Here is a 17,012-nt window from a genome sequence, read left to right as displayed (position 1 = left end):
GATGGTGCGGTGAGCACTCGCGCCTCTGCCGACCCGTCCCCTGACCCCTTGGGCCGGTTCAGCGCGATCACTCGCGAGTGGTTCGACAGCACGTTCGCCGCGCCGACCACCGCGCAGGCCGACGCCTGGAACGCCATCGCCGAGGGCGCCAACACCCTGGTGATCGCGCCGACCGGATCCGGGAAGACGCTCGCGGCGTTCCTGTGGGCGATCGACCAGCTGGCCACGAGGCCCGCCGCGGCGGAACGACCGGCCGGCACGCGGGTGCTCTACGTGTCACCGCTAAAGGCGCTGGCCGTCGACGTCGAGCGCAACCTGCGCACCCCGCTGGCGGGCCTGGCCAGGGTCGCGCAGCGCCATGGTCTGCCGCCACCGGACATCAGTGTCGGGGTGCGCTCCGGGGACACCCCGCCCGCGGCGCGCCGCCAGCTCATCGCGCGCCCTCCCGACGTGCTGATCACCACCCCCGAGTCGCTGTTCCTGATGCTGACCTCGGCCGCGCGCGAGACCCTGGCCGGGATCCAGACGGTGATCGTCGACGAGATCCACGCCATCGCGGGCGGCAAGCGCGGCGCCCATTTGGCCCTGTCGCTCGAGCGGCTGGATGCGCTGCGTGAGGGGCGGCCCGCGCAGCGCATCGGGTTGTCGGCGACCGTGCGCCCGCCCGAGGAGCTGGCCCGGTTCCTGTCCGGCCAATCCCCCACCGCCATCGTGGCTCCGCCGTCGGCCAAGACCCTCGAGCTGACGGTGCAGGTTCCGGTACCCGACATGGCCAACCTGGCGGCCAACAGCATCTGGCCCGATGTGGAAGCGCGCCTGGTCGACCTGATTGAGTCGCACAGCTCGACCATCGTGTTCGCCAACTCGCGGCGACTGGCCGAACGGCTGACCGCCCGGCTCAACGAAATCCACGCCGAACGGTCGGGCATCGACCTGCCGTCTGAGGGAAACCCGGGGGTGCCCGGCGGGGCGCCGGCCCACCTGCTGGGCAGCGGCCAGACATTCGGCGCGCCGACGGTGCTGGCGCGCGCCCACCACGGGTCGGTCAGCAAGGAGCAGCGCGCGGTCGTCGAAGAGGACCTCAAACGTGGCCTGCTCAAGGCGGTGGTGGCGACGTCGAGCCTGGAGTTGGGCATCGACATGGGCGCGGTCGACCTGGTGATCCAGGTCGAGGCGCCGCCGTCGGTGGCCAGCGGGCTGCAACGCATCGGGCGGGCCGGCCATCAGGTCGGCGAGGTATCGCAGGGCGTGCTGTTCCCCAAGCACCGCACCGACCTGATCGGCTGCGCGGTCACCGTGCAGCGCATGCTCGCCGGCCAGATCGAGACGATGCGGGTGCCGGCCAACCCGCTCGACATTCTGGCGCAGCAGACCGTGGCGGCCGCCGCCCTCGAGCCCCTGGACGCCGACCGGTGGTTCGACACGGTGCGCCGCAGCGCCCCGTTCGCGACGCTGCCGCGCAGCGTGTACGAGGCCACCCTGGACTTTTTGAGCGGCAAGTACCCTTCCACCGAATTCGCCGAGCTGAGACCGCGACTGGTCTACGACCGCGACACGGGCACGCTCACCGCGCGGCCCGGCGCCCAGCGGCTGGCGGTCACCTCCGGCGGCGCCATCCCCGATCGCGGCCTGTTCACCGTCTACCTCGCTTCTTCCGTTGAAGACTCCGAAAAGCCTTCGCGGGTGGGCGAACTCGACGAGGAGATGGTCTACGAGTCGCGACCCGGTGACGTCATCTCGCTGGGCGCCACCAGCTGGCGGATCACCGAGATCACCCACGACCGGGTGCTGGTGATCCCCGCGCCGGGCCAGCCGGCCCGGCTGCCGTTCTGGCGCGGCGACGACGCCGGCCGCCCGGCCGCGCTCGGCGCCGCGCTCGGCGCGTTCACCGGCGAGCTCGCCGGGCTGAACCGCGAGGCATTCGACAAGCGTTGCGCCGGTTTGGGTTTTGACGCCTACGCGACCGACAACCTGTGGGGGCTGCTGGACGAGCAGCGCGTAGCCGCCGGGGTGGTGCCCACCGACGCCACGCTGCTGGTCGAGCGGTTCCGCGACGAACTCGGCGACTGGCGGGTGATCCTGCACTCGCCGTACGGGCTGCGGGTACACGGGCCGCTCGCGCTGGCCGTGGGGCGGCGGCTGCGCGAACGCTACGGCATCGACGAAAAGCCGACCGCCTCCGATGACGGCATCGTGGTGCGCCTGCCCGACACCGTTTCCGAGAGCGGCACAGACGCGCCTCCCGGCGCGGAATTGTTCGTGTTCGACGCCGACGAGATCGAGCCCATCGTCACCGCAGAAGTGGGCGGTTCGGCGCTGTTCGCGTCGCGGTTCCGCGAATGCGCGGCCCGCGCGCTGCTGCTGCCCCGCCGTCACCCGGGGCGCCGTTCGCCGCTGTGGCACCAGCGGCAGCGCGCCGCCCAGCTGCTGGACGTCGCCCGCAAGTACCCCGACTTCCCGGTGGTGCTGGAGACCATCCGCGAATGCCTGCAGGACGTCTACGACGTCCCCGCCCTGGTGGGGCTGATGGCCGGCATCGCCCAGCGCAAGGTGCGGGTGCTCGAGACGGAGACGGCGCGGCCGTCGCCCTTCGCGGCCTCCCTGCTGTTCGGCTACGTCGGCGCGTTCATGTACGAGGGCGACACCCCGCTGGCCGAGCGCCGGGCCGCGGCGCTGTCGCTGGACAGCACCCTGCTGGCCGAGCTGCTGGGCCGGGTCGAGCTGCGCGAGCTGCTCGACCCGGACGTCGTCGCCGCGACGGGCCGCCAGCTGCAGCACCTGTCTGCGGACCGGGCCGCCCGCGACGCCGAGGCCGTCGCCGACCTGCTGCGGCTGCTCGGCCCGTTGACCGAAGAGGAGGTCGCCGCGCGGGCCGGCGGGGCGGAGGTGGGCGGGTGGCTGGAGGGCCTGCGCGCCGCCCGGCGCGCGCTGACGGTGTCGTTCACCGGCCGCAGCTGGTGGGTGGCGGTCGAAGACATCGGCCGGCTGCGCGACGGCGTGGGGGCCGCGGTTCCGCTGGGCGTTCCGGCCGCCTTCACCGAGGCCGTCGCCGACCCCCTCGGCGAGCTGCTGGGCCGCTACGCGCGCACCCACACCGCCTTCACCACCACCGAGGCCGCCGCCCGGTTCGGGCTGGGGCTGCGGGTGACGGCCGACGTGCTGGGCCGGCTGGCGGCCGACGGCAGGCTGGTGCGGGGCGACTTCGTCGCCGCTCCCCCGGTGTCCGGGGCCGGAGGCGAGCAGTGGTGCGACGCCGACGTGCTGCGCATCCTGCGGCGCCGCTCGCTGGCGGCGCTGCGCGCCCAGGTGGAACCGGTGAGCACCGCCGCGTACGGGCGGTTCCTGCCGGCCTGGCACCGGGTGGGCTCACCCGGTTCCCCGGGCCAGTCGGGGCTGGACGGCCTGATGTCCGTGATCGATCAGCTGGCCGGAGCGCGGATGCCGGCCTCGGCCATCGAACCGCTGGTGCTGAGCCCGCGGGTGCGCGACTACGCCCCCGCCATGCTCGACGAGCTGCTCGCGACCGGCGAGGTCACCTGGTCGGGCGGCGGGGCGATCTCGAGCAGCGACGGCTGGATCGCGCTGCACCCCAGCGATTCGGCGCCGCTGACGCTCACCGGTCGCGCCGAGATCGACTTCACCGACGCCCACCGCGCGATCCTGAACACGCTTTCGGGGGGCGGCGCGTACTTCTTCCGCCAGCTCGCCCACGACGCGATCGGCGAGGCCGCCCTGAAAGCCGCGCTGTGGGAACTGGTCTGGGCCGGCTGGGTCACCGGCGATACCTTCGCGCCGATCCGCGCCATGCTCGGCGGCGCGGGCGCGCGCAAGCGTTCCGCCCCCGCGCACCGCTCGCACCGCCCGCCGCGGCTGAGCCGCTACAACCTGGCCCACCCCACCGCGCGCGGCACCGACCCGACGGTGGCCGGGCGATGGTCGGCGCTGCCGGCTCCCGAGCCGGATTCCACCCTGCGCGCCACCTACCAGGCCGAGCTGCTGTTGAACCGCCACGGCGTGCTGACCCGGGGCGCGGTGACGGCCGAGGGCGTGCCGGGCGGGTTCGCCATGCTCTACAAGGTGCTCAGCACCTTCGAGGAGTCCGGCAGATGCCAGCGCGGCTACTTCGTGGAGTCGTTGGGGGGCGCCCAATTCGCCGTCGCGTCCACCGTCGACCGGCTGCGCGGGTTCACCGATGGAATCGACCCGGAACGGCCCCACTACCGGGCGGTCGTCCTGGCCGCCACCGACCCGGCCAACCCCTACGGCGCCGCCCTGCCCTGGCCCGCCCCGAGCGACGACGAGCAAGGCAACGGGGCCCGGCCCGGCCGCAAGGCGGGTGCGCTCGTCGCGCTGGTGGACGGCGAGCTCGCCTGGTTCCTCGAGCGCGGCGGCCGGTCGCTGCTGACATTCACCGACGACCCGGCGGCCGACCACGCCGCGGCCCTGGCGCTGGCCGAGCTGGTCACCGCACGGCGCGTCGAGTCGATCCTGGTGGAACGCATCGACGGCACGCCGACCTTGCAGCCGCGCGCCGGCGGCCCGGGTCCCGTGATCGAGGCGCTATCGGAAGCCGGATTCGCCCGCACGCCACGGGGAATGCGGCTGCGGTGAGCGATGCCCGAGGGTGACACCGTCTGGCACACGGCGGCGACGCTGCGCCAGCACCTGGCCGGGCGCACGCTGACGCGCTGCGATATCCGGGTGCCCCGGTTCGCCACCGTCGACCTCACCGGCCAAAAGGTGGACGAAGTGCTTAGCCGGGGCAAGCACCTGTTCATCCGGGTGGGGCGGGCCAGCATTCACTCGCACCTGAAGATGGACGGCAGCTGGAGGGTCGGCAACCGGCCGGCCCGGGTCGATCACCGCGCGCGAATCATCTTGGAGGCCAACGAGGTCCGCGCGGTCGGGGTGGACCTCGGCGTGCTCGAGGTGCTGGACCGCGACCGCGACTGCGAGGCGGTCGCCCACCTGGGACCCGATCTGCTCGGCCCGGACTGGGACCCCGCGCGCGCCGCGGCCAACCTGACCGCCCGGCCGGACCGGCCGATCGCCGAGGCACTGCTGGATCAGCGGGTGCTGGCCGGCATCGGCAACGTCTATTGCAACGAACTGTGTTTCGTCAGCGGACACCTGCCCACCGCGCCGGTCAGCGCGGTGGGTGACCCGCGTCGGCTGGTCTCTCGGGCCCGGGACATGCTGTGGTCCAATCGATTTCGCTGGAGCCGCTGCACCACCGGCGACACCCGCGCGGGCCGGCAGTTGTGGGTCTACGGGCGAGCCGGGCAGCCTTGCCGGCGCTGCGGCACCCAGATCGCCTACGACGACACCGGTGAGCGCGTGGCGTACTGGTGCCCGTCCTGCCAGCGTTGACCGGTGCTGGCGGGCAATGAAGCACCCCGATGTCGAGATTTGACCGTCCCGCGTTCTCCTGCACACCCGAGGGCCAACGACCCGGCTTGCTTGTAACGCCGGTGAAACTCGACGTCTCTACCTTCGGTTCGACTTGGTCGGCCGAAGGGATTGATGATGACTCAGACCGGCATCTGTGCATCGGCGATTTTAGTGCTCTTAGCGCCGGGCACCGCGGCGGCGCTCGGCTCGGGCGGGGCCGTTGCACGTGCAGACGGCGGGTCTGGCGCGGCCGCGCCGCCGTGTGTTGCTGGACAGGTCGCGGTGGGTGCGAGGGCACAGTCACCGGCGTCAACTCATCGCGCCGTCCGGCTGACCTTCACTCTTGCCGACGGTCGCCCGCCGCGTTCGCTGAGCGGTTATCCGGGTGTCGACTCCGGCGCGGGCGGACCGCTAATCCACGCCGAGCGCACGCTGCGCGGCGCTATGGGCGGGCTGCCGGCCGGGGTCGACGAGCCGCCGACGGTGGTCTTGACACACGACGCCGGGGTGGGTGCGATCGTCGAGGGCCGGGCGGTCGACTCCAACGGCAACCAGTGCCCTACCTATACCGACCTGCGCGTGACCCCTCCGAACATGACCACCACCGCCACGGTAGCCGCCATGATCGACACCTGTTCACTGCAAGTGCATCCGCTCGCCCATTACTGAAATCGAGGGAGTGCACCATGTTTCGGGTCGCGTTACCGGTTGCCGTCGTACTAGTATCGAATTTCGCGATAACCGGCTGCTCCGACGGCTGGTCGGAGCCGGCCGCGCAGCAGAGTTCGGCGGTACCCATCGCGATGCGAGATCCGATGCCCGACAACCCATGCGGTGGAGTGCGGTTCGTGATCGACACCATGCACGCACTGCAGGTCGCATGGCTTCCCGTCGACCGACGCGGAGCTATGCAGCGCATCGCGGACTTCGCAAAGTCGGCGCCACCGGAGATCCGACGTGCGGCCGAGGATGTGAGCGGCGTGTCAGCCAGAGCGATGGAAAAACCTGATGCACGTGCCGAAGTCAGCACCGGCGCGGTCGCCGGTGACTTCGCAGTCCTGGACAACTGGTGCAGCTGGCACTGCCAGCAGTTGCCGAAGTAGGGGCCGGGGCACATGCGGATTACGGAGTGCGGCCGCCTGGCGGTTACGTTGATGGCGTTGCTAATCGGCGCTCTCCTCGCCGCGCCCCCGGTGCACGCCGGCATCGTCGGGTGCTCGCCGGATTGGTCGGAGCCGCAAGCCGAGCTCTACGCGACCGACAACACCGCCATTATCGGCGACGCGGCCGATCCGCGGCTGCAAGACCGATTGCAGCTATTCGAACTCCAAGTCGACGCAACGGTTCTGGGCAATGCCGGCCTACCGGCGGGATCGACGTTGCTCGACGGCGTCTTCTGGTCCTCCGAGCCGCAGCAGGCTACCTATGAGCGGTCTCGGGACTTTCACCTGCAGTGTGTCGGCGAGCTGGAATTGCACGCCATCGCCACCCAAGTCCGTGAGCAGTTCCACCAGGAGTCGGTGTTGGTTTTCGCATATCGACGGCAGGGTGCGCCGGACGCTGATGCAGTCACCGTCGAGGTTCCCGATGTTGACCCGAACCGGTTTCATGACGCGTTGGCCGGTGATCCTCTTGCGAGAGCCCGTCTCGGGGGCGGGTCAGTGACCGAGCAGCACACCCTGATCCTGGTGGCCGACATCGCCGATCTCGGTGTCGCTCGCTCGCTGGCGATCAAGGCTGGGGGCCAGGCTGGGGCCGCCGCCGTGCGCTATGGCCACCGCGAGTTCGTCGACTAGATAAAGGATTTCGATCTCGTTGCATGTTCACCGCTGGGGCACGGGCCCGCGGGTCGTGTTGGTGCACGGCACTTTTGGTGGCCGACCAGTTGCTGGCAATACCCGCCCATCTCGTGGGTTTCTCCTATGGCGGAATCGTCGCCATGCACGCCGCGGCGCGCCAACCCGGGAATGTCATGTCGCTGACGGTGATCGAGCCGCCGGCGACGACCGTCGGCCGCGGGCTACCCGAGGTCGATACCCATGGCGCGCAGCTTCGTGCGCTGCTGAGCGCGGCATCAGCCTGCACATGCATCCGTCGTCTACGGCACGGGGCAGCAGCCACACGTTTCGTCATGTCGGCGCGTCCCGACGTGTCGTCGTGCTGCCCGACTAAGGCATCAATGGATGCGGCGGGCCCGAGCGGCGGAAGATGGGCATTGGGGTATCGCGGTCAGCTTCGAATTGACGTTGTCGCTTGTAGCCAGATACTTTGCGCGATGATCGCAGCACCAGCGGCTCGGCTTGGCGTCAGCACGCTCAGCAAGGAGGTCCCCAGCGATGACGACCGGCCAAGCGCGGATTCGCAATCCCCAGCGAGCACCATTGCGCCGCCTTGTCCTTACGGCCGCGCTGCTTGGCCTGGCCGGCGTGGCCACCCCGACCGCGCGCGCCGACGCGGTCGACAACGCGTTCCTGAGCGCGGTGAAGGCCAAGGGCATCGACTTCGCATCACCGCAGGCCGCGATCGTTGCGGGGCATGAGGTCTGCGACGAGCTTGATCTGGGACGGCAGAAATCCGACATCGCGTCCGAGGTGATGAACAACAGCAAGCTGGACGGCTACCGCGCGGGCTATTTTGTCGGCGCGAGCGTGTCCGCGTACTGCCCGAGGTATCACGCGTCGACCTAGCGTTCAGGTCATGAGATCGCGCCCACCGCCGTCGACAACCGCGGCGTGAACCCGGGCGGAATGGGGACATACCCGTTGTCGGCCAGACCATTCTGGCCGGCGCCGATCGCGCTTTGCAGGAACGCCTTCACGGCCGTACCGACCTGCGGATCGGGGTACTTGGAGCACACGATCTCGTAGGTCGCCAGCACGATCGGGTAGGCGTCGGGCTGGTTGGGCCGGTAGAACGAAATCGTGTCGAGGGCGAGGTCGTTGCCCTGTCTGATGAACCAGGCAGCCGAAATTGTCTTGCCCACGGACTCCGCGCTGATCGCTACCGGGTCCGGGCCGGCCGACGTGATGACCTTGGCCGTGCCCAGGTGTTGCGCCTGGGCGAACGACCACTCGATGTAGGTGATCGACCCTTCGGCGGCCTTGACGGCCGCGGCGGCGCCGTCGTTGCCCTTGGCGCCCTCGCCGACACCGCCGTTGAAGTTCTTTCCGGCGCCCTTCCCCCAGACGCCATTGGACGCGGTGTCGAGGTATCGCTGAAAGTTGTCGGTGGTGCCGGAGTCGTCGCTGCGGAAGATCACGCGAATCGGCTCGGCGGGCAAGGCAGCACCCGGGTTCAGCGCCTGGATCGCGGGATCGTTCCAGGTGGTGATGCCGCCGTTGAAGATCTTGGCCGCGGTGGGACCGTCGAGGCTCAGCGACGTCACACCGTTGACGTTGTAGGCGATGGCGACGGGGCCGAAGACCACCGGCAGGTTCCACACCGGCGAGCCGCACCGCTGCTCGGACCTGGCGTACTCGTCCTTGCTCAGCGGCGAGTCGGAGCCCGCGAAATCGGTTTGGTTGCCGATGAATTCGCTGATACCGGCCCCGGAACCATTCGGCGTGTAATTCACCGACTGCCCCGGGCAGGCTTGTTCGAAGGCGTTGACAAACCGGGTCATCGCGTTTTGCTGGGCCGTGGAGCCACTGGCCTTCAGGGTCGCCTTGCCGCCGCAGCTCACCTTCGGTGACGACGTGCCCGTCGTCGCGCTGGTGCCGGTGGCGTTGTGGTCACCGCCACACGCCGACAACAGCATCGCGGCCGCGGCCAAAAGTCCCAGCGCGGCGCCAAATCGATTAAATTCCAATCGAATTGCTGGACTAGCCGCGGTTCGCCGAACTGCTGTGCTCCACGCGGCCATGAGGCATGGTAACAAGATCGCCCGTCGGTCGCGCGCCGTCGCCAACCGGTGACCCATCGCGCCCGGAAACCGTTGGGGGCCAAGGCGCTAATTGCGGGCGTGCGCCAGGAAAAACTGCGCTATGACCTCCGAGGCGTCCAGCGCCCGGGAGGTGCGCCCGATGATCGCCTGGGGCAGATACTGTTTGCCGCCCGGCCAGGTGTGGCCACCGTCGTCGATCTGGTAGAGCACCACCTCGGTGGACGCCGCGCACACGGCGGAATCGAAGCGTCGAACGACGGTGCCGTCCCCGACGGTGGGCAGCACCTGCGCCGACGGATCGCCTTGGCAGCCATCGGCCGAGCGCCACTTGTCCACCATGGTGGTGACGGAGACGGAGTGGCTGACCCCGCCGCGACCGTGCACGTCGCCGCCCTTGAACGGCACCAGCGGGTCGGCGGTGCCGTGCGTCTCCAGGACGGACACCGGCCGCGACGGGTTGCAGGCCACGCCGGCGCCCAGCGTGCCCGCCACGGGCGCGATCGCGGCGAAGACGTCGGCGCGGTCGCAGGCCAGCCGGTTGGACATGAAGCCGCCGTTGGACATGCCGGTGGCGAAAACATGCCCGGGCGCGATGTTGTAGTCGCTCTGCATTTTTGCCACCAGGGCAACCAGGAATCCGACGTCATCGACGTGGTGGCGGTCCGCGGGCGACGCCCCCCGCCCGTCGGCCCAGCTCTTCTCCAAACCGTCGGGATAGACCACCAGCAGATTGTGGGCATCGGCGACGGTGTCGAAGTCGGTCAGCCCCCGCTGCCCCACCCCGGTGCCGCCGCCGCCGTGCAGGCTGAGCACCAGCCCGACGGGATCACCGGGCGGCACGTGCACCGTGTACGTGCGATCCATGCCGCCGGAACGAAAGGTGCCCGGCAGATCTTGAGCGCTGGCCGCCGACACATGCCGCTCGCCGCAACCGACCATGCAGAGCGCGAGCACGGCGAGCGACAACCAGCGCGCGTACGGCATGGCCGTCAAATTACCGATCCTGCGGCCGGCGGCGGAGCCAGACTCGGTGTTGCGCCGTTCGCAATATCGGCGATCATTGGAAGATGCCAATCCGTAACCCGCTGGCAACGTTCGAGACCGAACCTACACTCATATAACAACGGCTCTTCCGTCCCACAGGGGTATCAGAAATGACGAACATCCGTGCCCGCAAGCGCAGCCCGCGGCTGGCGCTGTTGGCTGCTGGCTTCCTACCGGCCGTGGCCCTGCTCGGCCCGGTCACCCCGGCCCCGACCGCTCACGCCGACGGCACCGACGACGCGTTCATCACGGCGTTGCACAACCATGGCATCGAGCACGAGTCACCCAAGTCGGCGATCGCGGCCGGCCATCTGGTGTGCCACCAACTCGACATGGGCAAGACCCAGGAGCAGATCGCGACCGACGTGATGAACAGCAGCAAGCTGGACGGCGACAACGCCGGGTACTTCGTCGCCCTCGCCGAGCGCGCCTACTGCCCGCAGTACGCGGACGTCCCGTCCTGACGGGGTAAGCCCCTGGCGATCGGCACGCCGAAGAGCGCGGGGATCGCGGGTTTGCGCGATCGCCGCACAGTCAAAGGCTGTAACCTGCAGCAAACGCGCCGTAACGCGCGGTTAGCAATCAACGGCAGTTTTGCTCGGTGGGAGTAGCGGAAATGACTTGCACCCCTACGCGCGCGCCCGGCCTCGCGCTGCTGGTCTGGGCCACCGGCCTGGTGCTGGCCGGGCCGCTCGCCCCCCTGGCCGCGGTAGCCCCCGTCGCCCAGGCGGACGCGACCGACGACGCCTTCCTGTCGGCGCTCAAGGCGAAGGGCATCCGCTTCGGTTCACCCGATAAGGCCTTCGTCGCCGGTCACGAGGTGTGCGACGAGCTGGCCAACGGCAAGACGGCGGTCCAGGTTGCCTCGACCGTGCAGAGCAACAGCGACATGGACGGCTACCACGCCGGTTACTTCGTCGGAGCGGCCATCCGCGCCTACTGCCCGGAGTTCGCGTCTTAACTTGATCGCAATGCCGCGCTCGCAAGGACGTGACTTGGCGGCACGAAAATTCGTGTACCAACGACCGCGGAGAACTATTTAAGTGGTATCGAGAATTTTAGTCGGCGCCGCACTTGCCATCGGGACGGCAATCGCGATCGCGGCACCGGCCGGCGCCGACCCCAGCGTGTTCAATGACCTCAGTTGCAGTTGCCCGCAGACGGTCTCGAACGGCGGGATCTCACTCACCGAGCAATTGCAACGGGGCATCCAGGCGGGTCTCACCGGCGTGGATCCCGTCCAGGCCAACCAGTAACCTCCGGCGTCAGCCCGTACTCTGAGCCCACTCTCAGCCCGCCGACGGCGGGCGTGGCATGACCGTGCCCTTGAGTTCCAGCCCGTATTCGATGTCGTCGTAGTCGCGTCCCTCCTTCGGACGCTTGCGCGCCTTGGTCGGCGGCGGCATCATGAACGGCGGCATCGGGATCGACGGCAAGCCGAATTCCCCTGTAGGCAGCGGGGATACGGCCGACGCGAGTTGGACCGCCGGCGCGGCGCGCAGCATCCCCACCAGCGCCGGCGGCATGGTCAGCTTGCCGATCGAAACCCCCACTCCCACCGCCGCGGTGGGCGCCGATCCGACCGCGCGCGCCGCGTTGGCCAGGTTGGCCGCGATGCCGCTCACCGCCGCCTCACCCTCGGCGAGGCCCTGCCCCACGTCGCTGCCCAGGCTCTGAATGCCCTGCGCCGTCGAGACCTGCGCCAGATAGCTGAGCAGGTTGATCGGAATCCCGCCCGCGATGAACTGGTCGGCGTAGGTGTTGGCCAGCCCGAACCAGCCCTTCTGGGGGTTGAAGCCGCCGGGGGTGGAAAGGAGCGACGTCAAAAAATCTCCCAACGCCGTTTGCGCCGGGGTGGCGGCGGCGGGCGTGGCGCTCGCCTGAGCGGCCGCCGCTGTCGGGCTGACGATCGAGGCCGGCGACGAGAACTGGGGCAGCTGAAGGGCTTGGGCCGTGGCGGCCCGGTAGCGATACATCGCGGCCGAGTTGTTCACCCACATCGCCTCGTACTGGGACTCGGTTTCGGCGATCGGCGCCAGGTTGGTCCCGAGCCAGTTGGTGGCCACCAACTGCGCCAGCCGCGCCCGGTTGGCGCTGACCGCCGCGGGAACGACCACGGTCTGGCGAGTCGATTCGAATGCCGCCGCGGCGGCCTGCGCTGAGGAGGCCACCTGCTGGCACTGCGCCGCGGTGGTGCGCAACCAGGCGAGGTAGGGCTCGACTGCCCCGGCCATCGCGTCCGCCGACGGACCGCTCCAGTCCTCGGCCAGCGACGACAACACCGAGGCGTAGCCGGGAAGCGAGTCCTCCAGCTCGAGGCCCAACTGCTGCCACACATCCGCAGCCTCGACCCATGAGCCGGCACCGGGTCCGGAGTGGATCAGCGCCGAGCTGATTTCGGGGGGCAGGATTCCAAAATCCATGACATCACCCCGGCGGACCCGGGTAGGCTGAACACGGCGTGGTGACTTTTGCGGCGATCCCCAAATGCGTTAAGCGCCGGGACATTTCGCGGTCCCACCGCTTTTCGCCCGGGCCCGCGGCATTCGGCGTACGAGGTCGTTGTGCACCATGGGCGGGCCTCACCCACCCCATGGCGATCGGGGCATCACCGTTCCCTTGAGCTCGGCGCCGACTTGAAGGTCTTCGGGCTTTGGTTGCTTGCGCTTGCGCCAACCGCTGCCCGCGGAGATGGGTGGCGGCATCAGCGGCGGAAGCATCGGGAACCCGGCGTCCGCACCGTCCAGCGGCGACGCCGCCGACGCGAGTTGGACCGGCGTTTGTGAACCGGGCAGTAGGCCCACCACGGCGGGCGGCGCCGTCAGCTTGCCCAGCGACACGCCGACGCCCATCGCTCCCGTGGGCGCCGATCCGACGGCCCGGACTGCGCCGGCAAGATTTGCCGTCGCCCCTCCCAGCGCCGCCTCACCCTCCGATATGCCCTGCCCGACTTCGCCTCCGACGCTCTGTAGCGCCTGCGCGGACGTGCTCTGCGCCAGATAGCTGAGCAGGTTGATCGGGAAGCCGGACGAGATGAACTGGTTCGCGTAGGTGTTGGCCAGGCCGAACCAGCCGACGTTGGGGTCGAAACCGAAGGGGGTGCTGACGAGGTTCGTCAGCAAGTCCCCGATCGCCGTTTGCGCCGGGGTGGCGGCGGCGGCCGACGTGGCGGTGGTTTGGGCGGCCGCGGCCGCCGGACTGGCGATCGAAGGCGGCGACGAGAACTGGGGCAGGTCCAGCGCTTGCGTCGAGGCGGCCTCATAGCGGGACAACGACGCCGAATTGTTAGCCCACATGTTCTGATATTGGGCTTCGTTTTCGGCGATGGCGGCAAGGTTGCTGCCGAGCCGGTCGGTGGCCAGCAACTGCGCCAGCTGGGCCCGGTTCTGGCTGACCACCGAAGGCTGAACGACCGACGACTGCGTCTGGGTGAACGCGACCGCGGCGGCCTCCGCCGATGCGGCCAGCTGCTGACACTGCTGCGCGGTGGTGCGCAGCCAGGCGAGAAAGGGCTCGGCGGCCTGGGTCATCGCCGCGGCGGACGGCCCCTGCCAGGTCTCGGTCAGGGAAGATACGACCGAGGCATAGGTCGGAACGGTCTGCTCCAGCCCGACGCCCAGGTTCTGCCACGCGCCGGACGCCTCGAGCAGTGACCCCGCGCCGGGACCCGAGTGGATCAGCGCCGAGGTGATTTCGGGCGGCAACGCCATGAAGTCCATGACTGTCACACTCACCATGTCGGATACGGCCTAGCAAACTCGCGTTGACCGCACAGCGAATACCCGTCAAACACTGCGGAATACTCGTCAAACATTGCGCATCCCCGCCTCCCGTTGCCGAATCCTTCGCCGACAACGATAGCCCGTCAAGTAACTTCCAATTGGCTTACGGCGCTGAGCGGCGTCGATCGGCGGGAGTTGGTCGATGCTCAGCGCCGGTTCTTGGAGCCGCCTGGATAGAAGCCCATAGCCCAGGTAGGCATGCTGGCCGCGATGCAGGAAATTGGGTCGGTCAACAACGTCAGCCCACCCGCGGCGATCACGGCAAACGCCCCGGGGCCGCAACCGGTTACGGCCCCGGCCGGGGGCTGACGAACTCGCGGCGCAAACCCGTGCGCGGATCGGCGAACTCGATGCGCTGCGCCAGCAACCGCAGCGGCGTCCCGAAGTCGTCGGCCGCTACGTCAATCATGTTGGGGTACAACGGGTCCCCCTCGATCGGTATGCCGAGCGAGGCCATGTGCAGCCGCAGCTGGTGGGTGCGCCCGGTGCGCGGCGTCAGCCGGTACAGGCCATCGGAAATCCGCTCCACCAACGTCACCGCGTTCGGTGCGCCCGGCTCACAGACCGCCTGTAGGTGTCCCCGGCGCTTGACGATGCGGCTGCGGACGACGCGCGGCAGCTTCAGGGCCGGGTCGACGGCCGCGCGCGCCAGGTAGGTCTTGGCGACCAGGCCGCGGGCGAACAGCGTCTGGTAGGCGCCGCGCACCTCGCGCCGGGTGGTGAACAGCAGCACCCCGGCGGTCAACCGGTCGAGCCGGTGCGCCGGGCTCAGGTCGGGTAATCCCAGTTCCCGGCGCAGCCGCACCAGCGCGGTCTGCGCGACGTGGCGCCCCCTCGGCATGGTCGCCAGAAAGTGCGGCTTGTCGACGACGACGATGTCGGCGTCGCGATGGAGCACCCGGATGTCGAAGGGCACCGGCACTTCGTCGGGAAGTTCGCGATAGAGGTAGACGGCCGAGCCGGCGGGCAGCACCGTGGCCTCGTCGACCACCGCGCCGTCGGCGCCGACGACCTCCCCGCCCATGACCTTGGCGCGGGCCGCCGGGCCGAACCGGGCGGTCAGCTCGGCCAGCACCGGTCCGCCGTGCAGCCGCAGGCGGGCCGGGCCCAGTCCGTCGCGGACGGGCAGAGGCGGCGGCCTCAACTGAGCGGCACCGGCTCGAGGAGCTCGGCGCGCGGCTCCGGCGCGCTGGCCCGAAGCTCGTCGGCCGACACGTCATCGGGCTGGGCCTGCGACAGTATTTCCGCCTCCACCCGCGCGCTGTAGTTGGCGACCTCGCGGTCGATGTCCGCGGCCGTCCAACCCAGCGCGGGCGCCACCACGTCCGCGACCTCCCGGACGCAGTCGACACCGCGGTGGGGGTACTCGATGGAGATGCGCGTCCGGCGGGCCAGGATGTCCTCGAGGTGCAGGGCCCCCTCGGCGGTCACCGCGTACCGGGCCTCCACCTTCAAGTAGCCCGGCGCCTCCTTGATCGGGCTGAGCAGGCCCGGCTCGTCGTCGCCCAATGCCAGCACGTCGCCGACCAGCGACCCGTAGCGGTCCAGCAGGTGGCGCACCCGGTACGGGTGCAGGCCCTTCAGCGCGGCGACGTGTTCGGCCTGGTTGACCAGCGCGAAGTACCCGTCGGCGCCGAGCAGGGTGACCTTCTCGGTGATGGACGGCGCCACCCGGGCCGGGACGAACTGAGCCGCGGCGTCGATCGCGTCGGCGGCCATCACCCGGTAGGTGGTGTACTTGCCGCCGGCGATCGCGACCAGCCCGGGCGCGGGGACCGCCACGGCGTGCTCACGCGACAGCTTGGAGGTTTCCTCGCTCTCGCCGGCCAGCAGCGGCCGCAGCCCGGCGTACACGCCGTCGATGTCGGCGTGGGTCAGCGGCGTGGCGAGCACGGTGTTGACGGTGCCAAGGATGTAGTCGATGTCGGCCTTGGTCGCCGCGGGGTGGGCGAGGTCGAGGTTCCAGTCGGTGTCGGTGGTTCCGATGATCCAGTGGCTGCCCCACGGGATGACGAACATCACAGATTTCTCGGTGCGCAGGATGATCGCGACGTCGCTGACGATGCGGTCCCGCGGCACCACCACGTGCACGCCCTTGGACGCGCGCACCTGGAACCGCCCGCGCTGCTTGGACAGCGCCTGGATCTCGTCGGTCCACACCCCGGTCGCGTTGACCACCACGTGGCCGCGGACCTCGGTGATCGCGCCGTCCTCGGAGTCGCGGACCCGCACGCCGGTCACCCGGTCACCCTCGCGCAGCAACGCGACCACCTGGGTGGAGGACCGAACCACCGCGCCGTAATGCGCGGCGGTGCGCGCGACGGTCATGGTGTGCCGGGCGTCATCGACCACGGTGTCGTAGTAGCGGATCCCCCCGATCAGCGAGGTGCGCTTCAGCCCCGGGCTCAACCGCAAGGCACCCGCGCGAGTCAAATGCTTTTGCGCGGGAACGGATTTCGCGCCGCCGAGCCGGTCATAGAGGAAGATGCCGGCGGCGGTATAGGGCCGTTCCCAGACCCGATGGGTCAACGGGAACAGGAACGGCATCGGCCTGACCAGGTGGGGCGCCAGCTTGGTCAGTGACAGCTCGCGCTCGTACAGCGCCTCACGGACCAGGCCGAATTCCAGTTGCTCGAGGTAGCGCAGCCCGCCGTGGAACATCTTCGACGAGCGGCTCGACGTGCCCGACGCGAAGTCGCGCGCCTCGACCAGCGCCACCTTGAGCCCCCGGGTGGCGGCGTCCAACGCGCATCCCGAGCCCACCACGCCGCCGCCGATGACCACCACGTCGAACTGCTCGCTGCCCAGCCGCTCCCAGGCCACCTGTCGCTGCTCCGGTCCCAGCGCGGAAGCCGGCGAGCGTTGCTCGCTAGGTGCGTGGATCGGGTCGCTCACTGCGGAGACTCCTGTCG

The 17,012-nt window shown here is 69.8% G+C and carries 15 protein-coding genes and 1 pseudogene; 9 read left to right on the top strand and 7 right to left on the bottom strand.

The features are described from left to right. Positions 1-9 precede the first annotated feature (9 nt). From A5764_RS14910 to A5764_RS14885, 6 genes are all read left to right on the top strand, one after another. A complete protein-coding gene (locus A5764_RS14910; protein WP_067114283.1) occupies positions 10-4,611 on the top strand; it encodes an ATP-dependent helicase in 4,602 nt (1,533 codons plus the stop codon). 3 nt (positions 4,612-4,614) lie between these two features. Beyond that, positions 4,615-5,370: an endonuclease VIII Nei2 gene (gene nei2 / locus A5764_RS14905; RefSeq protein WP_067114282.1), complete on the top strand. Its 756-nt coding sequence runs from the start codon at positions 4,615-4,617 to the stop codon at positions 5,368-5,370. A gap of 156 nt (positions 5,371-5,526) precedes the next feature. Beyond that, on the top strand, positions 5,527-6,060 hold the full coding sequence (locus tag A5764_RS14900; RefSeq protein ID WP_082951709.1) for a DUF4232 domain-containing protein: 534 nt from the start codon (positions 5,527-5,529) through the stop codon (positions 6,058-6,060). A gap of 179 nt (positions 6,061-6,239) precedes the next feature. Next, complete coding sequence (locus A5764_RS28365; protein ID WP_156664690.1) at positions 6,240-6,494, top strand: hypothetical protein; 255 nt, start codon at positions 6,240-6,242, stop codon at positions 6,492-6,494. A 51-nt stretch (positions 6,495-6,545) separates the two neighbouring features. Then, positions 6,546-7,187, top strand: coding sequence for a hypothetical protein (locus A5764_RS14890; RefSeq protein WP_197501442.1), 642 nt, complete (start codon positions 6,546-6,548; stop codon positions 7,185-7,187). 540 nt (positions 7,188-7,727) lie between these two features. Then, positions 7,728-8,078 (top strand): DUF732 domain-containing protein, encoded by a 351-nt coding sequence (locus A5764_RS14885; protein ID WP_067114279.1) that lies wholly within the window; start codon positions 7,728-7,730, stop codon positions 8,076-8,078. Between the two features lie 8 nt (positions 8,079-8,086). Here the strand turns inward: A5764_RS14885 and pstS are convergent, their stop codons facing one another. Together pstS and A5764_RS14875 are read right to left on the bottom strand one after the other, a co-directional pair. Continuing rightward, entirely contained in the window at positions 8,087-9,199 is a 1,113-nt protein-coding gene (pstS, locus tag A5764_RS14880; RefSeq protein WP_067114278.1) for a phosphate ABC transporter substrate-binding protein PstS, read from the bottom strand. A 141-nt stretch (positions 9,200-9,340) separates the two neighbouring features. Next, entirely contained in the window at positions 9,341-10,258 is a 918-nt protein-coding gene (locus A5764_RS14875) for a PHB depolymerase family esterase (protein WP_067114277.1), read from the bottom strand. Positions 10,259-10,428: 170 nt separating this feature from the next. On the opposite strand from A5764_RS14875, the gene A5764_RS14870 reads away from it, so the two are divergent. The 3 genes from A5764_RS14870 to A5764_RS14860 all read left to right on the top strand — a co-directional run bounded on the left by A5764_RS14870 (position 10,429) and on the right by A5764_RS14860 (position 11,574). Further along, positions 10,429-10,782, top strand: coding sequence for a DUF732 domain-containing protein (locus tag A5764_RS14870; RefSeq protein ID WP_067114276.1), 354 nt, complete (start codon positions 10,429-10,431; stop codon positions 10,780-10,782). A gap of 152 nt (positions 10,783-10,934) precedes the next feature. Continuing rightward, positions 10,935-11,279 (top strand): DUF732 domain-containing protein, encoded by a 345-nt coding sequence (locus tag A5764_RS14865; protein WP_067114275.1) that lies wholly within the window; start codon positions 10,935-10,937, stop codon positions 11,277-11,279. Positions 11,280-11,361: 82 nt separating this feature from the next. Further along, entirely contained in the window at positions 11,362-11,574 is a 213-nt protein-coding gene (locus tag A5764_RS14860; protein ID WP_067114274.1) for a hypothetical protein, read from the top strand. Positions 11,575-11,607: 33 nt separating this feature from the next. Here A5764_RS14860 and A5764_RS14855 read toward each other — a convergent pair whose 3' ends face one another. The 5 genes and pseudogenes from A5764_RS14855 to A5764_RS14840 form a co-directional block, all read right to left on the bottom strand. After that, a complete protein-coding gene (locus tag A5764_RS14855) occupies positions 11,608-12,741 on the bottom strand; it encodes a PPE family protein (RefSeq protein ID WP_067114273.1) in 1,134 nt (377 codons plus the stop codon). Between the two features lie 159 nt (positions 12,742-12,900). Continuing rightward, a complete protein-coding gene (locus tag A5764_RS14850; protein WP_067114272.1) occupies positions 12,901-14,037 on the bottom strand; it encodes a PPE family protein in 1,137 nt (378 codons plus the stop codon). A 180-nt stretch (positions 14,038-14,217) separates the two neighbouring features. Next, positions 14,218-14,360 (bottom strand): annotated as a pseudogene (locus A5764_RS29400) (MBL fold metallo-hydrolase); the annotation flags it as partial. Positions 14,361-14,386: 26 nt separating this feature from the next. After that, on the bottom strand, positions 14,387-15,244 hold the full coding sequence (locus tag A5764_RS14845; RefSeq protein WP_067114271.1) for a pseudouridine synthase: 858 nt from the start codon (positions 15,242-15,244) through the stop codon (positions 14,387-14,389). Continuing rightward, on the bottom strand, positions 15,241-16,995 hold the full coding sequence (locus A5764_RS14840; RefSeq protein ID WP_067114270.1) for a glycerol-3-phosphate dehydrogenase/oxidase: 1,755 nt from the start codon (positions 16,993-16,995) through the stop codon (positions 15,241-15,243). Before A5764_RS14840 ends, A5764_RS14845 begins: the two co-directional genes overlap by 4 nt. Positions 16,996-17,012 lie beyond the last annotated feature (17 nt).

Origin of the sequence: Mycobacterium sp. 852002-51057_SCH5723018 (assembly GCF_001667035.1) — a bacterium.
Lineage (GTDB): Bacteria > Actinomycetota > Actinomycetes > Mycobacteriales > Mycobacteriaceae > Mycobacterium.
This window is presented reverse-complemented; position numbering and strand designations above follow the sequence as displayed.

Coding starts and splice junctions, on each gene's coding strand:
- nei2 (WP_067114282.1), top strand. CDS start 4,615: ATGCCCGAGGGTGACACCGTCTGGCACACGGCGGCGACGCTGCGCCAG.
- A5764_RS14900 (WP_082951709.1), top strand. CDS start 5,527: ATGACTCAGACCGGCATCTGTGCATCGGCGATTTTAGTGCTCTTAGCG.
- A5764_RS14890 (WP_197501442.1), top strand. CDS start 6,546: ATGGCGTTGCTAATCGGCGCTCTCCTCGCCGCGCCCCCGGTGCACGCC.
- A5764_RS14885 (WP_067114279.1), top strand. CDS start 7,728: ATGACGACCGGCCAAGCGCGGATTCGCAATCCCCAGCGAGCACCATTG.
- A5764_RS14875 (WP_067114277.1), bottom strand. CDS start 10,258: ATGCCGTACGCGCGCTGGTTGTCGCTCGCCGTGCTCGCGCTCTGCATG.
- A5764_RS14870 (WP_067114276.1), top strand. CDS start 10,429: ATGACGAACATCCGTGCCCGCAAGCGCAGCCCGCGGCTGGCGCTGTTG.
- A5764_RS14865 (WP_067114275.1), top strand. CDS start 10,935: ATGACTTGCACCCCTACGCGCGCGCCCGGCCTCGCGCTGCTGGTCTGG.
- A5764_RS14855 (WP_067114273.1), bottom strand. CDS start 12,741: ATGGATTTTGGAATCCTGCCCCCCGAAATCAGCTCGGCGCTGATCCAC.
- A5764_RS14850 (WP_067114272.1), bottom strand. CDS start 14,037: ATGGACTTCATGGCGTTGCCGCCCGAAATCACCTCGGCGCTGATCCAC.